Consider the following 15,209-nt stretch of genomic DNA (forward strand, 5'->3'; position numbering starts at 1 on the left):
TTTATGTCAATCCAAATCCGTATTATTGACAACCCCTGTAAACCTCCAGCAGGATAAAATCATCGACTGTAAAGTCCTGCCAGGACAAAATACCCCACTGTAAAGTTTTTTCAGGACAAGACAACAGCTTCAGTACTACTCTATTACTACTATTACACTACTGTTAGACTACACTACTACTACACTACCACTACTATTAGACTACTCTTAGCGCCCAATTGTCATGCTCATGACAAAGGATTGTACGAAAAAAATGCGACGTAGGTTCAAGGCCGGTTAGACGTAGGTTAGAGGCCGGTTAGACCGGGTTTTTACCTAGGTTAGACGTAGGTTAGAGGCCGGTTAAGCCGGCAAAAAGTGGAGGAGTAAGGCCGTAATGATCAGGACAAGAGAGGCCGTAAAAAAGTAAAAGTCCAGGTAAAGACCATGATATTGTCAGGGTAAAGGAAGATGAATGCCGGTAAAAGACTAAAATAAGACCCGTAAAGGGGCTGACGGATAGCCGGACAGGAAAGGGTGTCGGCTGGATGAAATAAAGTCTTTTTAGGGGCTGAAAATCTAAAAAAAGAAGGAGTAGTAGCCTGGGAAATAGGTGCCATGAAACATTACCGGCCTTTCGGGTTACGCGTCACCAAAGTGATGAACCGTTGCAGGATCTTTTTCCGCTGCTCTTCATCCGCTGCCAGGTAAAAATGATTTCCCTGCGGAGCCGGATCAAAAAAGGTAAATCCTTCTTTGTCAGCATAGATCTTCCCCGGCCGGCTGATGGAAAAATAATCCTTCAGGCCTTCCACGGCGTACAGTACAGAGGTAAGGTCCCAGGTGGGGCGGTCGTAAGGCATCTTCAGATAACTTTCATAAGCCACCACCACGGGGTGATGTTCCGTCCAGGTGAAATCCTGCCGGATGCTGCGGGCAGGGTAGAGGATCGTATTGCCCAGCTCAAAGGGGCTTGTGACTATCCTGCCGGGCCAGCTGCCGAATACTTTTTTCGCGGCAGCCACGTCTATTTTCACATTGTATTCCGCCATTCTTTTTTCTTCAAAATCACCCGCCATTACGGATAACAGGTTCACTTTTGCCGCCACCAGGTCCCTGCCGCCGAGGGGAGAAAACGAATCCGGTCCGGAATCCAGCAGGCGCGCCAGGTTCGTGGAAAATCCCACGGATATGATCACCACGGAACTGTCCGGCTGCCTGGACAATACCTCCCGGTACAGGGCCACCGATTCTTTGTATGCGGCCGTGGTATCGGGCGCTTTGAATACTTTTTGTCCACCTTTTGCGGTATAGCGGTATGCCGCACGCGCATAATTATTGGGGTTTTCCTCGCTGTCCGCGCCGTCTTTCACCCGGCCCACGGGAATATGCGGATAGCCGTACCAGTTATTCATCAGGCTGATGAAAAGGGAAGAATAAATATTGTTTTTGTTGCTGCTCACAGCCAGCAGATTGATCTTTCCTTCTTTCATGTATTTGTACAACATGTCCAGCGCCAGCGCGTCATCCACATCGTTGCCCATATCTGTTTCGAAGATCACTTTGAGTGGGGCGCCGCGCTGCGCGGCCGGTTTTTTCTGAGAAGAAAACAGCAGGCATACACCCGCGAGGAAAATGAACAGGCCGCCTTTGCCCGTGAAAGATCGTGTGAACATAAGGATAAGATACGGCGAACTGCCCCGCGGTCCAACTTACCGGGTAAAATTATTTGCCCCGCCGACAGTTAACATTAAGGTAACATGGACGGATAGGGGTTTTTGAAGGATTGTGGAATATATCAGCAACAAGCCACTCAACCGGCGAAGACCAACAAGGATATATGAAATACAGTAACATATTTTTCATGCTATTGCTGATATTAGCAGCGGGATGCCACAAGACAGGGGAATTTTACAACCAACTGGACCTGTTGCCGCAGATAGACAAACTGGACAACACGGCCTATGCCGTAGGAGATACGCTCACGCTCACCGGCAAGCTGGGAACGGGAAAAGCCGACGTGCAAATTACCATCGGTAACGTGGATGCGCCTGTAATCACTATACTCACAACAGACAGTACCTACATTGAAAACGAGGTATTGTACAACTATACAAAGGACAGGATAAAGGTACTGATCACCGAGGGCATGATAGGGCCGCAGCAGCTGGTGGTGGCAAAGGTGAACGGCGTGAGCAGCGTGCTGGCTTCCATTTTTGTAAGCAGGGGCCGGCCTCTGCCCGCTCTTTCGGACACATTGAACTACCTGGATACCAAACAGGCGGAAATTGTACTGAGCATGCCTGAAGGGACGAGGGTGATCCCAAATTATACACCGGGCGGGGCCATTGTCTTTATGAATGGCAACGACCTGGTTACCTGGCAGGAGGGAGAGATCCGCCGGGGTAAGGTAACCTGGAAGGACAGCTACGGTGATTTTACGATCCTGGACCCGGTGAACCCCGAATATGGTTTTGCTTCAGACCCTGCGGGTGACAACCTGTATATCTCCTGCCTGACCAGCGATGCCGGGTTGCCCGGCGCTGAATATTCCGCCATACGCCTGATGAAGATATCTCTGCGGGATTATAGTATTACCACGCTGAACCGTACAGTATTGCCCACGGCTACTGGGCTTATTGACGACACCTATTTGAATCTTGATACCGCAAAAAGAGAAGGGAACATTGGCGGGGTGTTTTTGCCGGTGATGAAAAAGATCTATGTGAACAGCCAGGGGGAGTTGTATTTCAGCGGCCCTTCGTTCAACTGGTATGCGATGGATGGGTTGGTGTACAGCAATGTGCCCACCAACCTTACGGTGGCTCATTTAAATGCGGCTGGAAACTTCCGGTACCTCGCCAAGGGGGCGGTGTACGAGAATAAAATATTCCAGGTGTTTGTGATAAAAAACGGGGAGTTCAATATGGATTACGACTTTATCCCGAATGTTACTTCCTTGTTTAGTTATAGCAGGCTGGCGTTCATAGACGCTGAGAATAGCCTGCTGTATGGTTATGCCGGAATGGAAGCCGGTATACTATATTATATCAGCACTTTTTATTGTTATAACCTGGCTCAGCAGCGGCAGGTGGGGGAGTTTACCTATAAATTGTCCAATTCCTCCCCAACCGTTACGGACGGGCCGTTCAACATAGTGGAAGGAAACTATAGTGAGGAGACTGCAGGCACACGTATTTTCCAATGGCCGGCGCCCGGCCAGCCTACCGTAATGTTTGCACGGCAGCAGCAATTGGAGCAACCAGATGAGGACCGTGGTGGCGGGTTTAAATCGGTGAAAGCGATCGATTTCACCAACCACTCCGTGAGCACCTACGCGCTTTACAGGGAAAGACCTGATCCCGCCGGCATATACAGGCTGGGCATGGGCGGCGATGTGGTGGGTTATACCGCTTCCAAAAAGCCGCTGATGGTACGTACCAACGAAGTGGATGCAAACATTCATGAAGTGTTGTTGCTGGCGCCGGTGAAATAAGTAATTACAAATACAATAGAAGAAAAAGCCTCCAGGTTCAATGTCTGGAGGCTTCTCTTTTTCCATGCGTTTCAAAATTGTATATTTGATGAACCCGATCTGAATATGAAAACAGACGCTCCCGGTGAGGGTGTTTGCGGTTTTTGTTTTAGCGTCATCTTTCAGCATCACAGCTCTATTAAATCTTCATAAAAACACTAGTCATATGATCTTACAAGCCATGCGCGCGGAATTTGAACATGAAGTGAACAGCACCAGGAAATTGCTGGAGGCCGTTCCGGAGAAAGATATCAACTACAGGCCTTCGCCGATTTCCTGGACGATGGGCGAGCTTGCGCAGCATATTGCCACTATTTATTACTGGTATGTGGGCACGCTTACACTGGAGGTGTATGACCTGGCGGAAGACCGCCTGGAGCGCGGCGATCCGGCGGACATACAAGCCACCCTGGAGTTGTTTGAGAAAAATGTTGAGCTTGCCAGAAAATCCTTGCTGGGAATTACAGAAGAAGACCTGCAAAAAGAATGGACGATGAAATCAGGAGAGCGTATCATAATGGGCCCTATGCCCCGGGGTATCGTGGCGCGCGGTTTCCTGTTCAATCATCTTTATCATCACCGCGGGGAGATGATCGTTTATTTACGTGCGACCGGGAATAAAGTGCCTGGTTTGTACGGACCGACTTATGAAACGAACCCGACGAGAAAAAGGGAATAGGAGGATAAAAAAAAGGAGGCATCCCGGTGGATGCCTCCTTTGTATTTTTCGTGAACCGGATTGGATTCGAACCAATGACCTGCTGCTTAGAAGGCAGCTGCTCTATCCAGCTGAGCTACCGGTCCGGATAACGTATCACAATAAATTTATTTTTATTGGGAGTGCAAATTTATATAATTTTCCACCAATTAATCAAATAAATCGCTGACTCAAAGGTAATATAATGGAAGTAAAGATTGAAAGCAGCTGGAAAGAAGCGTTGAAAGACGAGTTCCAAAAATCCTATTTCGAGCAGATCGTCATGTTCCTCAAACATGAAAAAGCGCTGGGCAAAACCATCTATCCCCAGGGAAACCAGATCTTTAATGCATTTGATAAAACGCCTTTTGACAACGTCAGAGTGGTCATTCTCGGCCAGGACCCCTACCACGGCCCCGGGCAGGCCCACGGCCTTTGTTTCTCCGTGCAGAAGGGTATAAAACCCCCGCCTTCGCTGGTGAACATCTACAAAGAAATGAATGCGGACCTGGGCATCCCCATCGCGCAAACCGGCGATCTCACCCCATGGGCGGAGAACGGTGTGCTGCTGCTCAACGCCATCCTCACGGTACGCGACGGAGAGCCGGCCTCGCATAGTAAAATAGGCTGGGAAACATTCACCGACGCGGTGATCCGCACCGTTTCGAACAAAAAGGAAGGTGTTGTGTTCATGCTGTGGGGGAAGTTTGCGCAGGATAAGCAGGTGCTGATAGACGGCACCCAGCATCATATCCTCAAAGCGGCGCATCCTTCGCCCTTTAGTGCGGACAAAGGTTTTTTCGGCTGCAAACACTTCTCAAAGGCAAACGAACTGCTTATCAGGCAGGGAAAAGAGCCGGTGAACTGGCAGTTGTGATTTTTTCTTAATATTACCTTTCATTCCCTTTGCGCATGAAATGGCTTAAAAACATAGCTGGTCGGGTTTTTGCAGTTTACGGGCTCCTGCTCTTTGTTGCAACGCTGCTGATTGTGCTGATCCCTATCTGGATTATCTCCTTTTTCCCTGATCCCCGCAAAACGCGTTATTTCCTTAATATCGGCCGGGTGTGGATGGGCATTTACATGCCCCTCATCGGCTGCCCCGTATTCCGTAAGGGTTTACATCATTTCAAAAAAGGGCAGCAGTATGTGGTCGTGTGTAACCATAATTCGTTCATAGACGTGCCTGTGACCACGCCGGGCGTACCAGGTGTGAACAAGACCCTCGCCAAAGCGGAAGTGGGTAAGATACCGCTCTTTGGCATGATGTACCGCATCGGCGGCATCATGGTGGACCGGAAGGATGACAACAGCCGCCGCCAGAGTTTTGAACATATGCACAATGCGCTGAACATGGGCATGCATATGGTCCTGTTCCCGGAAGGCACGCGGAACCGCACGGGCATGCCGCTTAAAAAATTCTACGACGGCGCGTTTATCCTCGCCATCGAAGCACAGACGCCCATTATACCTTCGCTGCTGTTCAATACGAAAAAGATACAGGTGCCGGGCAAATTCCTGTTCGCGCTGCCGCACCGGATCGATTTTCACTTCCTGCCGCCGGTGGACACTACGGGCCTCACCCGGGCAGACCTCCCGGTGCTGAAAGAGAAAGTATTTAATATTATGTGGGATTATTACACCGGGCATACCCAAACAGCGGCACTGAGCCCTGAAACCGCTTAAGGCTTATAACTGCGTGAGCCACCACACGTTCCCGAAAGGATCTTTTATGCCGGCGGACCGGCCGTAATCCTTGTCTTCCGGCGCCTGCTCGGAAGTGGCGCCCGCTGCCAGCGCTTTATTATATACTTCATCTGTACCGGTCACATAAATAAATACACCGCAGGTAAGCGGCGGATACAGGTCCGTGCTGTTGCTGAACATGATCACGCTGTCGTCTATCCGCACTTCCGCGTGCATGATGCGGCCGTCATCGTCCCGGTACACACCGGATTCCTGGGCTTCAAAAATATCTTTGAGGAAGGAGAGGAATTTGTCCGCGTCGGCCACCAGGAAATAAGGGCAAAGCGTGGTCATGCCGGCGGGTTTGTTAGGAGTTGCCATGTGCTTTTTTTATTGCAATATTAGGAAAGGAGGGAAGGGGGAAATTGGAGAAATACGACATTTTAAGGTTTCAGAAAACCTTTCCAAAAGGGGACTGATTATCAACGGAAAAGCAGAAAGTTATTGGGATGAATGAGTTTTAACGGTGGGGGCCGAAGAATTAAATGTTTCCTTTGTGGTTGTCCAAAATCGGGTTAGGGATGCATTGTCAGACATCATTTGTTTCAGTCTTTCCATAGGAGATTTGGAAAGCCATATCTTTAATTGTAATTTTTTTATATGTGATGGTGTGTCTGTCATACATCCAGGAGATTAAAAGTATTCAAATTTAACTTTTTAATCCAAGAACTTATATATTCCTTATCCAGATCTTCTTTTTCGGCAATATTCCTGATATCCTCCATCTGAATCGCAGATTGAAGGTCCTGGATCCATATAAGTTTGGATATCAGCAGATCTTCCGGGGATACTACATAGATTGGTTTTCCATAAAAATCCATCTGTATTCGCCTGCTGAACTCCATTTGTCGGAAAGGGGCATTCTTTAACACTACAAAATCCGCTTTAAAACCGGATTCATGGTCAATAATATTAAACATGCCCTGCCGCTCCACTGCTTCTTTTACTGCATCTGCATCACAATAGTATCCCTCGCTAAAATTTTCGACAAAACGGTCGATGTCGCCCGGCTGCAAATGTATAATGAAATCAAAATCACGGGTTGCCCTGGGAAGTATATACAAACTCATTGCCACGCTGCCGGAAAGCATATAGGGTATTTCGTGCTTATTTAATACATCAGTTATTTTGTTGAAAAAAGGTATCATAGCAAGGCAAGTTACTTTAACTCTATATCCATGACAAGAATTTTTAAGTAAAAGATTGATAGGGTTTTTTCAATTGGAGGTGAATTCTTTAATCCTCCCTATACTCAATCCCCTCCGGCTTCCCGGAAAAGTATTGCCTGGGGTGGTATCCTGAAAACTCTTTAAAATCATGTATAAAATGGCTCTGGTCGTAATACCCGCACTCGTAGGCCAGCCCCGTCAGGTTTTCTTCTATTCTGCCGTAACGGCTCACCGCCCGCTGGAAGCGGATGATGCGTGAATAGGTTTTGGCGGAAAAACCGGCGTAAGCCTTAAAGTTGCGCTCGAACTGGCGGCTGCTCAGGCAAAGGTCCGAGGCCAGTTCCGTGATGTTTACCATTCCCTGCGCCTTGATGATGGTTTTGATGGCGTGATGCGCGGCGGTTTCGGCGGGTTTGCGTTTGTCCAGCTGTGATTGCAGGAAAGCGGAAAGTATCTCCACACGCTGGTGGTGATACCTGGCGGTCATGATCCTTTCTTCCAGCAGGCTGCCTTCCGTGCCGCAAACGGCGGATAGCTCCGGCATCTGGTTGCTGAACGCTTCGGATGACAGGCCGAACAGCTGGGGTAAAGCGGAAGGGTAGAGGTAAGCCCCGAATATCCCGAAGCTGCCGTGTGTGAGAAAGCGGCGGTACCGGCTGGTTTGCGCGTGTACCACGGCCGTTTGGTCGCAGCTGCCGTCCAGCTGGGCGAAGCGGCCTTTGTAATGGAATACCATTTCCGCGCATCCGTCCGCCAGGGAGCGGTATATGTACGGCTCGCCGTCCGGTACATTGTACTCGAACACCCAGAACATGCGGACGTACCGGGCCAGTGATGCGGGCGGCTGAAATGTGACGTACATAATAGATGATATTCCATTTAAAGTTAAGGATATAGTCCGGAATCATGTTTTTCAACCCGAAATGAAACAAAACGGCCAATTGCTGTTCCTGCCCGCTGATTTGGGTATTTTATGCCTACTTTATTAAAAAAATTCAAAAAGTATTTTTTATTCAGTAAAAAATCGAAAAACTTTACTCTTTGGAGAAAATAGTCCGCATATTTGGAATGCATATAATCATTATGTGAAGATTTTCACGGGGGAAGTTAAAGAAAGGCAAAATAAACAGGCGTTTACTTCAATATACCATCAGCATTCACAAAATCAAGTTAGTATTTTGTAACCGCGAAAATTCACGTTTACACTTAAAGAAAACCATGGCAAAGAAAGTACATCAGTCTTCCAGGAGAGCGTTCATGCGGAACTCGCTGGGGGCGCTCGCAGCCTTTACCATCGTGCCCCGTCATGTACTGGGCCGTGGCTATCTGGCCCCCTCCGATACGCTGACGAAAGCCGTTGTAGGTACCGGCGGCATGGGCCGCGGACACTTCGGATACGCAGGCACCCGCGTGGTCGCTATCTGCGACGTAGACAAAAGCCACATTCAGAAAGGTCTTGATGCGCTGCCCAATGGCGGCAAAGGCGTTAAAACCTTTACCGATTACCGCGAGCTGATCCAGCTGCCGGAAGTGGATATCGTACACGTAGCCACGCCTCCCCACTGGCATGGCATTATTGCGGCGGATGCCGCGCGTGCCGGGAAAGACATCTGGTGCGAAAAACCGATGACCGCCACCATCGGCGAAGGCAAACGCCTCGTGGAAGCCGTTCAGCAACATGGCAGGATCTTCAGGCTGAACACCTGGTTCCGCTTCTCCGACCGTTTTTATGGTATGGGCACCACCGTGGAGCCTATCAAAAAACTGGTGGACAGCGGCCTCCTGGGATGGCCTCTTAAAGTGACTGTGAGCAAGCATACCGGTTTTGACTGGAAATTTTACTGGGTGGGCAAAACCAACCTCGAACCGCAGGCCGTTCCCAAAGAACTGGACTACGAGATGTGGCTAGGCCCCGCTCCCTATAAACCTTACAACGCACACCGCGTGCACAGTACCTTCCGAGGTTACTGGGATTACGATGGCGGCGGCCTTGGAGACATGGGCCAGCACTACCTGGACCCCGTGCAGTATTTCCTGGGCAAAGACAATACCAGCCCCGTAAAAGTGGAAGTGGACGCTCCCCAGCAGCACAGCGATGCCGTAGGCACCTGGCGCAAGATCACTTATACCTATGCGGACGGTTGCCAGATCATCCTGGACGGTGCCGGCACCGAAACCAAAGCCGCTTATATTGAAGGGCCGAAAGGCAAGCTGTACCCCGGTTTCAAATCAGATATCCCGGACCTGGAAAAGAAACTCGCCGCATTCCCCGACCCCGCGCCGCAGGTGACGGACTTCGTGGAAGCCGTGAAAAACCGCCGGAAGTTTGCGCTCAACGAAGAGAACGGCCACCGTTCCGCCACGATCGTAAATATGGGTAAGATCGCCCTGCAACTGGGCAGAAACCTTGAATTCGACCCGGTAAAACAGGAGTTTGTCAACGACGAAGGCGCAAACAGGCTGATCTTCCAGCCCATGCGCGGCCCCTGGACCATATAGCTTGCATCACCCTTGACAATTAAAGAATAATGAAAAAAATATTGATTGCTGCTGCTTGTTGTTTCCTTCAGCTGGGCGTTATGGCCCAACCGAAGCAGGACAACCGTGCCGCACATACGAAAATAGCAGACCTGCTGCAACAGCAGCCTGCAAAAGATCAGGCTGCCCTGAAGGCCAATATGGCCGCCCTCGCCGAAATGGGGGAGGAAGGCATCACCGGCCTGGCCGCCATGCTGACAGCACCCGGCAAAGGTGATAATACCGCCGTGCAGTACGCGCTCTCCGGCTATGCCTTTTACGTAACGCAACCCGGTAAGGAAAGCCTCCGCGCCGCCGCCGTAACCGCTTACACCAAAGCGCTGGGCCAGGTGCAGGACAAAGAGAATAAAGCTTTCCTGCTGGTACAACTGCAACACATCGGTACAGACCAGGCTGTGGCCGCCATTACGCCTTATCTTACCGATGAGCGCCTGGCAGACCCCGCCGCCCGCACCCTGTCCAAGATCAATACACCGGCCGCGCAACAGGCGCTGCTGGCTGCATTGCCCAAACTCAGCGGCCGCAACAAACAAAGCCTCGTGGAAGCCATCGGCGATGCCGGTGTGCCCTCCGCTACCGCCGCGCTCATCCCGCTGACGAACGACGCGGACAAGATGTTGGCCAAAACCGCCCTCTACGCCATCGCGCAGATCGCGGACCCCTCTCCCGAAGCCGCCAGGGCACTGGAGATCGCCGCCCGCCACGCTAAATACAAATATGACCTTACAAACGCCACCGGCTCTTATCTCGCTTATGGTCAGAACCTCCTGGCAAAAGGCAAAAAGAAAGAAGCATCGCTGGTAGCGCAGAACTTACAGCGGGAAGCCGTAGCCCCGGAACAGGTGCACGTGCGCACTTCAGCTCTTTACCTGCTGAACCAGGCCGAAGGGGAAAGAGCACTGCCCCTGCTGCTGGCCGCTGTGAACGATAAGCAGCCCCAGTACCGCGACGCGGCCATGAAGTTCGCTTCCGGTTCCCTGGGTACCGCCGCCACCGGCGCATGGATCAAATCGCTTACCAAAGCCACGCCGGAAGGCAAAGCCGCGGTGATCACCATGCTGGGCAACAACAAAGTGGAAGCCGCTTATCCCACGATCCTGCCTTACCTGAAAAGTAAAGATGAAGCGGTGAAACTGGCGGCCATTACCGCAGCCGGGCAGATCGGCGGTGAAAAAGCCGTGCCTTCCCTGCTGGCAGTGATGAAAACCGGCAATACCGCTGAAATAGCCGCCGTAAAAAGCTCGCTGCAAACCATCAAAGGCAATGAAGTGACCGCTCAATCCGGTTCTGTACTGGCCAATATGCCCGCCGCCGCACAGGTAGCGCTCATAGATGTGCTGGCTTCCCGCAAGGCGGACAGCCGCATACAGGACGTACTGCCGCTGACATCTTCCCCAGACGCCAATGTGCGCAAGGCCTCCATGAGTGCGCTGAAAGATATGGTGACCGCCGCAAACCTGCCCACGTTGTACAAACTGCTGTCTTCCGCGCAAAGCGCCGAAGATGTAAAAGCCCTGCAAGCCGCGGTGATCGCCGCAGCGCCGGGTGAGCAGAAAGCCGTGATCGCGCAGATGCAGCAGGAAACACCGGCCAACCAGGAACGTTATTACGCCATCCTCGCCGGTTTAGGCGGTGCCGATGCGCTCAAGGTGGTGAACGGCGCTTTTGAAAAAGGCAACGCTTCACAGAAAACCGCCGCCGTGGCAGCCCTCAACTCCTGGACGGACGCAGGCGCCACCAATTCCCTGTTACAGATCGCCCGCAAAGACGCCGCCTACCGTACCACTGCTTTGCAGGGTTATGTACGCCTGGCCCGCGCCGTGAAGCTGCCCGAGCAACGCCTGCTGATGCTGAGCAATGCCATGGAGCTGAATCCTGACGCGTCTTTGAAGAAAAACATCCTGCAACAGGTAGAACAATGCAAAACATTCCCCGCCCTCATTTACGCCGGCGGTTTCCTGGACGATGCATCCGTGCAGCAGGAAGCAGCCCAGGCGGTAATGAATGTGGCGCTGGCTGATAAAACTTACAACGGCGCCACCGTGCGCAGCCTGCTGGAAAAAACGTCTTCCGTGCTGAAAGGCGGCGATGCGGACTATCAGCGCGAGGCCATCCGCAAGTATCTTGCTGAAATGCCCGCAGGTGACGGCTTCGTAAGCATGTTCAACGGCAAAGACCTCTCCGGCTGGAAAGGCCTCGTGGCCAACCCGGTGAAACGCGCAAAGATGGACGCCGCCACGCTCGCCAAAGAGCAGGAAAAAGCGGACGCCAAAATGCGCGAAGGCTGGAGCGTAACCAATGGCGTATTGCAGTTCAACGGTCATGGCGACAACCTTTGCACCACTAAAAAATATGGTGACATTGAAATGTTCGTGGACTGGAAAATAGAGCCGAACGGCGATGCGGGTATCTATCTCCGCGGCACTCCCCAGGTGCAGATCTGGGACACTGCCCGCAGGGACGTAGGTGCGGACGTTGGTTCCGGCGGCCTGTACAACAACCAGGCTAACCCGAGCAAACCGACTGTACTGGCGGATAACCAGCCGGGTGAGTGGAATACTTTCCGCATCATCATGAAAGGCGACCGTGTATCCGTTTACCTCAACGGCGAGCAGGTAGTGAACAATGTAACACTGGAAAACTACTGGGACCGCAAACTGCCCATCTTCCCGGAAGAGCAGCTGGAGCTGCAGGCCCACGGAACCAAAGTATATTACCGCAACCTCTACGTTCGCGAGTTTGAACGCCCGAAACCTTTCACCCTCAGCGAAGCTGAGAAAAAAGAAGGTTACCGCATCCTCTTTGACGGCACCAACATGCACGAATGGACCGGCAACACCGCAGGTTATATCATCGAAAACGGCGATATGGTTTGTGTGCCGAAAAGCGGCAGCGGCGGCAATATTTACACTAAAGACGAATTCGCCGACTTTATCTACCGCTTTGAATTCCAGCTTACGCCCGGCGCGAACAACGGCCTCGGCATCCGCGCTCCTGTCAGCGGCGATGTGGCTTACAGCGGCATGGAATTGCAGATACTGGACAATGAAGCGGATATCTACAAAAACCTCCAGGTATACCAGTACCATGGTTCTGTATACGGTGTAATACCCGCCAAACGCGGCTTCCTGAAGCCGGTGGGAGAGTGGAATTACGAGCAGGTGACTGTAAAAGACACCCACATCACCGTGGAGCTGAACGGCACCGTGATCCTCGACGGTGACATTGCCAATGCGCGTGACAACGGTACCCTGGACCACAAGGAACACCCCGGCCTGAAAAATACCACCGGGCACATCGGTTACCTGGGCCATGGCTCTGTAGTACGGTTCAAAAATATCAGGATCAAAGACCTGACGAAAAAATAACGACAAACGACAGATGACAAAAAGGGCCGTCTCAGCTGAGGCGGCCCTTTTTTACTTCATACAGTGAGCAATGAATCAGTGCTCTGCTTTTCTTTTTTATGCAAGCGCCGACTATTGTTTTTCCAGCGTTTCAATCCTTTTCAGCAAGGCGTCTATCTGTTCCCCGTATTGTTTTTTGATACCGGCATTTTCTTTCTTCAACTCGATCAGGTAAAGCGTCAGTTCTTCCACTTTTTGCAAAAGTTTTTTGTTCATATCCCCGAGGTCGATCCCTGTTTCCATCACTTCTTTTTCGGAAGGTATTTCCGGCAGGTGGCCGTTTGTTTTGATAAAACTTTCTACTTCCGCCAGTGATGGCAGATCGTAGTCCGGATGAAACACAAAATCGGCCCAGGCTGTGGTGGTCACTTTTACCTTACGAGCACCGATGGTACCTTCTACCGCGAGTTTGTAGGTACCGGTGATGTTCGTGCCTATGCCTACATTGCCCGAGCCCGTAATGGTTAATCTTGGCGCGGGAGTAGTGCCTGTTACGAAAATAATGTCCCTGGTGGCGTATCCTCCCTGTATGACCAGGTTGTCATAGTTGTTGAAGGGATATAATCCACCGGTTACCGGGATAGTGCGGTAGATGGTTGGCTGGTTCCCGTCAGTACCCAGTGTATATGTGCCGGGAGTTCCCAGCAATTTGATTTTCCCGCCTACGTTCAGGGCTTGTTCCGCAACACCGCCCACGGGCGCCATTCCTATCCAGATGGATTTTGTGGTGCTGTTCCCGCTGTCTGTAACTGATTGTAGGGTCTGGGAGAATGCATGACTGGTGAGGGTCAAAAAAATCGAGAGTATTACATATTTCATGGTGATGGGTTTATATTAAGCGTTGATTTACCGGGAATCGGGTTAAAACTGCGGCGAATTTCGGGTAATCCGCCGAATGATCAAAGCGTTGCACGAAAATAGGGGTAGTAGCCGCCGGGTGCGTCTTATTGAAAAGAATGTGGATTTCTGTATGCAGGGTGAACGAACAACCAGGCAAATTTATCCACAACCCGGCGTGTGGAAATATTCTTTTGAAGCCACCTGTAAACCTTTTACAGGTTGGCACGTTATAGGATGTAACCGAAATAGTAACCTGGAATCATTTAACCCGAATTAAACACCCTCTATGAAGACGGTAACCATCATTGGCGGTATCACCGGTATTATTATGGCAGTGATCGCCTACTTTGCGGAACTTAACAGCTGGATGAGCATTGAAGCCATCGTGACCATCGGATTTGCCGGATATGTGCTCATTATCACCGCAATAGCGTATTTCCTGCTGGCTTGGCTGTACAAAGGCAGTAAAAAGCTGGATGTGCTGTAAAACGGCCCGGACGGCCGCAAAAACAAATCGTTAGACTTACCGGGCAACCGGGATAAAAAAAGACGCCCCATAAAGGCGTCTTTTTTACTTGTAAAACAATCTTTTCCTACTTCTTGAGCTTTTCCGCAAAAGCCTTTTTGAACTTCTCCAGCTTCGGCTTCACCACGTAATAACAGTATGGCTGCGAGCCGTTCTGGTTATAGTAGTTCTGATGGTAGTTCTCCGCCTTGTAAAAAGCCTTGTAGGGAGCGATCTCCGTCACGATCGGGTCTGAATAGGAGCCGGATTCCTGCAGTTTCTTTTTGTAAAACTCCGCTTCTTTGTGCTGCTCCTCGTTGTGGTAGAAGATAACGCCCCGGTACTGGGTGCCTACGTCGTTCCCCTGGCGGTTCAGCTGGGTAGGGTCGTGGCTGAGCCAGAAGGCTTCCAGCAGGGTGGCAAAGGAGATTTTAGAAGGATCGTAAGTGATCTGCACCACCTCGGCATGGCCGGTATTGCCGGAGCATACCTCCTCGTAGGTGGGGTTTGGCCGGTCGCCGCCGGAATACCCGGATTCCACGGTTAAAACGCCTTCCAGCTGCTGGAACTGTGCTTCCGTGCACCAGAAGCAGCCGGTACCAAAGGTGGCCTGTTCGGTTTTTGTGTCTTTTGAGATGGTCATATCCCCCGGTTCTTTGCTTGTGTCGGACTTGGACTGCGCGCAGCTTACGAGGCCGGAGCCTGCGAAAATAGTGGCGAGCAGGTATTTTTTCAGGTACATCATATGTCTGTTCTATATATCAAATTACGATATCCCTGGTGCTTTGGATCA

At 51.0% G+C, this 15,209-nt stretch carries 13 protein-coding genes and 1 tRNA gene; 7 read left to right on the forward strand and 7 right to left on the reverse strand.

What is annotated here, in order from left to right; genetic code table 11:
• Positions 1-605: 605 nt before the first annotated feature.
• On the reverse strand, positions 606-1,655 hold the full coding sequence (locus EG028_RS19075; protein ID WP_120517922.1) for a nucleoside hydrolase: 1,050 nt from the start codon (positions 1,653-1,655) through the stop codon (positions 606-608).
• Positions 1,656-1,819: 164 nt separating this feature from the next.
• Between EG028_RS19075 and EG028_RS19080 the strand changes: the two genes are divergently transcribed.
• Positions 1,820-3,475, forward strand: coding sequence for a hypothetical protein (locus EG028_RS19080; protein ID WP_123864720.1), 1,656 nt, complete (start codon positions 1,820-1,822; stop codon positions 3,473-3,475).
• A 205-nt stretch (positions 3,476-3,680) separates the two neighbouring features.
• Complete coding sequence (locus EG028_RS19085; RefSeq protein WP_120517924.1) at positions 3,681-4,193, forward strand: DinB family protein; 513 nt, start codon at positions 3,681-3,683, stop codon at positions 4,191-4,193.
• Between the two features lie 51 nt (positions 4,194-4,244).
• Here the strand turns inward: EG028_RS19085 and EG028_RS19090 are convergent.
• Positions 4,245-4,318, reverse strand: a tRNA-Arg gene (locus EG028_RS19090).
• A 98-nt stretch (positions 4,319-4,416) separates the two neighbouring features.
• Between EG028_RS19090 and ung the strand changes: the two genes are divergently transcribed.
• Together ung and EG028_RS19100 are read left to right on the forward strand one after the other, a co-directional pair.
• Complete coding sequence (ung, locus tag EG028_RS19095) at positions 4,417-5,088, forward strand: uracil-DNA glycosylase (protein ID WP_120517925.1); 672 nt, start codon at positions 4,417-4,419, stop codon at positions 5,086-5,088.
• Between the two features lie 113 nt (positions 5,089-5,201).
• Positions 5,202-5,897, forward strand: coding sequence for a lysophospholipid acyltransferase family protein (locus EG028_RS19100; RefSeq protein WP_241559170.1), 696 nt, complete (start codon positions 5,202-5,204; stop codon positions 5,895-5,897).
• 3 nt (positions 5,898-5,900) lie between these two features.
• On the opposite strand, the gene EG028_RS19105 is transcribed toward EG028_RS19100, so the two are convergent.
• From EG028_RS19105 to EG028_RS19115, 3 genes are all read right to left on the reverse strand, one after another.
• Positions 5,901-6,278 (reverse strand): VOC family protein, encoded by a 378-nt coding sequence (locus EG028_RS19105; protein WP_120517927.1) that lies wholly within the window; start codon positions 6,276-6,278, stop codon positions 5,901-5,903.
• 296 nt (positions 6,279-6,574) lie between these two features.
• Positions 6,575-7,105: a nucleotidyltransferase family protein gene (locus EG028_RS19110; RefSeq protein WP_120517928.1), complete on the reverse strand. Its 531-nt coding sequence runs from the start codon at positions 7,103-7,105 to the stop codon at positions 6,575-6,577.
• An 88-nt stretch (positions 7,106-7,193) separates the two neighbouring features.
• On the reverse strand, positions 7,194-7,988 hold the full coding sequence (locus EG028_RS19115; protein WP_206614474.1) for a DUF6597 domain-containing transcriptional factor: 795 nt from the start codon (positions 7,986-7,988) through the stop codon (positions 7,194-7,196).
• 356 nt (positions 7,989-8,344) lie between these two features.
• Here EG028_RS19115 and EG028_RS19120 point away from each other — a divergent pair, with 356 nt between their 5' ends.
• Both EG028_RS19120 and EG028_RS19125 read left to right on the forward strand, forming a co-directional pair.
• Complete coding sequence (locus EG028_RS19120; RefSeq protein ID WP_120517931.1) at positions 8,345-9,625, forward strand: Gfo/Idh/MocA family oxidoreductase; 1,281 nt, start codon at positions 8,345-8,347, stop codon at positions 9,623-9,625.
• 29 nt (positions 9,626-9,654) lie between these two features.
• Complete coding sequence (locus EG028_RS19125; protein WP_120517932.1) at positions 9,655-13,032, forward strand: DUF1080 domain-containing protein; 3,378 nt, start codon at positions 9,655-9,657, stop codon at positions 13,030-13,032.
• Between the two features lie 111 nt (positions 13,033-13,143).
• On the opposite strand, the gene EG028_RS19130 is transcribed toward EG028_RS19125, so the two are convergent.
• A complete protein-coding gene (locus EG028_RS19130; RefSeq protein WP_123864721.1) occupies positions 13,144-13,890 on the reverse strand; it encodes a hypothetical protein in 747 nt (248 codons plus the stop codon).
• Between the two features lie 307 nt (positions 13,891-14,197).
• On the opposite strand from EG028_RS19130, the gene EG028_RS19135 reads away from it, so the two are divergent.
• Positions 14,198-14,398 (forward strand): hypothetical protein, encoded by a 201-nt coding sequence (locus tag EG028_RS19135; RefSeq protein ID WP_120517934.1) that lies wholly within the window; start codon positions 14,198-14,200, stop codon positions 14,396-14,398.
• A gap of 106 nt (positions 14,399-14,504) precedes the next feature.
• Here the strand turns inward: EG028_RS19135 and msrA are convergent, their stop codons facing one another.
• Positions 14,505-15,161 (reverse strand): peptide-methionine (S)-S-oxide reductase MsrA, encoded by a 657-nt coding sequence (gene msrA, locus EG028_RS19140; protein ID WP_317127242.1) that lies wholly within the window; start codon positions 15,159-15,161, stop codon positions 14,505-14,507.
• Positions 15,162-15,209: the final 48 nt, after the last annotated feature.

The sequence above is a fragment of the Chitinophaga barathri genome, from assembly GCF_003807585.1.
Lineage (GTDB): Bacteria > Bacteroidota > Bacteroidia > Chitinophagales > Chitinophagaceae > Chitinophaga > Chitinophaga barathri.

Excerpts from the sequence above, each read along its gene's own strand:
- EG028_RS19075 (WP_120517922.1), bottom strand. The coding sequence starts at position 1,655 with ATGTTCACACGATCTTTCACGGGCAAAGGCGGCCTGTTCATTTTCCTC.
- EG028_RS19080 (WP_123864720.1), top strand. The coding sequence starts at position 1,820 with ATGAAATACAGTAACATATTTTTCATGCTATTGCTGATATTAGCAGCG.
- EG028_RS19085 (WP_120517924.1), top strand. The coding sequence starts at position 3,681 with ATGATCTTACAAGCCATGCGCGCGGAATTTGAACATGAAGTGAACAGC.
- ung (WP_120517925.1), top strand. The coding sequence starts at position 4,417 with ATGGAAGTAAAGATTGAAAGCAGCTGGAAAGAAGCGTTGAAAGACGAG.
- EG028_RS19105 (WP_120517927.1), bottom strand. The coding sequence starts at position 6,278 with ATGGCAACTCCTAACAAACCCGCCGGCATGACCACGCTTTGCCCTTAT.
- EG028_RS19110 (WP_120517928.1), bottom strand. The coding sequence starts at position 7,105 with ATGATACCTTTTTTCAACAAAATAACTGATGTATTAAATAAGCACGAA.
- EG028_RS19115 (WP_206614474.1), bottom strand. The coding sequence starts at position 7,988 with ATGTACGTCACATTTCAGCCGCCCGCATCACTGGCCCGGTACGTCCGC.
- EG028_RS19120 (WP_120517931.1), top strand. The coding sequence starts at position 8,345 with ATGGCAAAGAAAGTACATCAGTCTTCCAGGAGAGCGTTCATGCGGAAC.
- EG028_RS19125 (WP_120517932.1), top strand. The coding sequence starts at position 9,655 with ATGAAAAAAATATTGATTGCTGCTGCTTGTTGTTTCCTTCAGCTGGGC.
- EG028_RS19130 (WP_123864721.1), bottom strand. The coding sequence starts at position 13,890 with ATGAAATATGTAATACTCTCGATTTTTTTGACCCTCACCAGTCATGCA.
- EG028_RS19135 (WP_120517934.1), top strand. The coding sequence starts at position 14,198 with ATGAAGACGGTAACCATCATTGGCGGTATCACCGGTATTATTATGGCA.
- msrA (WP_317127242.1), bottom strand. The coding sequence starts at position 15,161 with ATGATGTACCTGAAAAAATACCTGCTCGCCACTATTTTCGCAGGCTCC.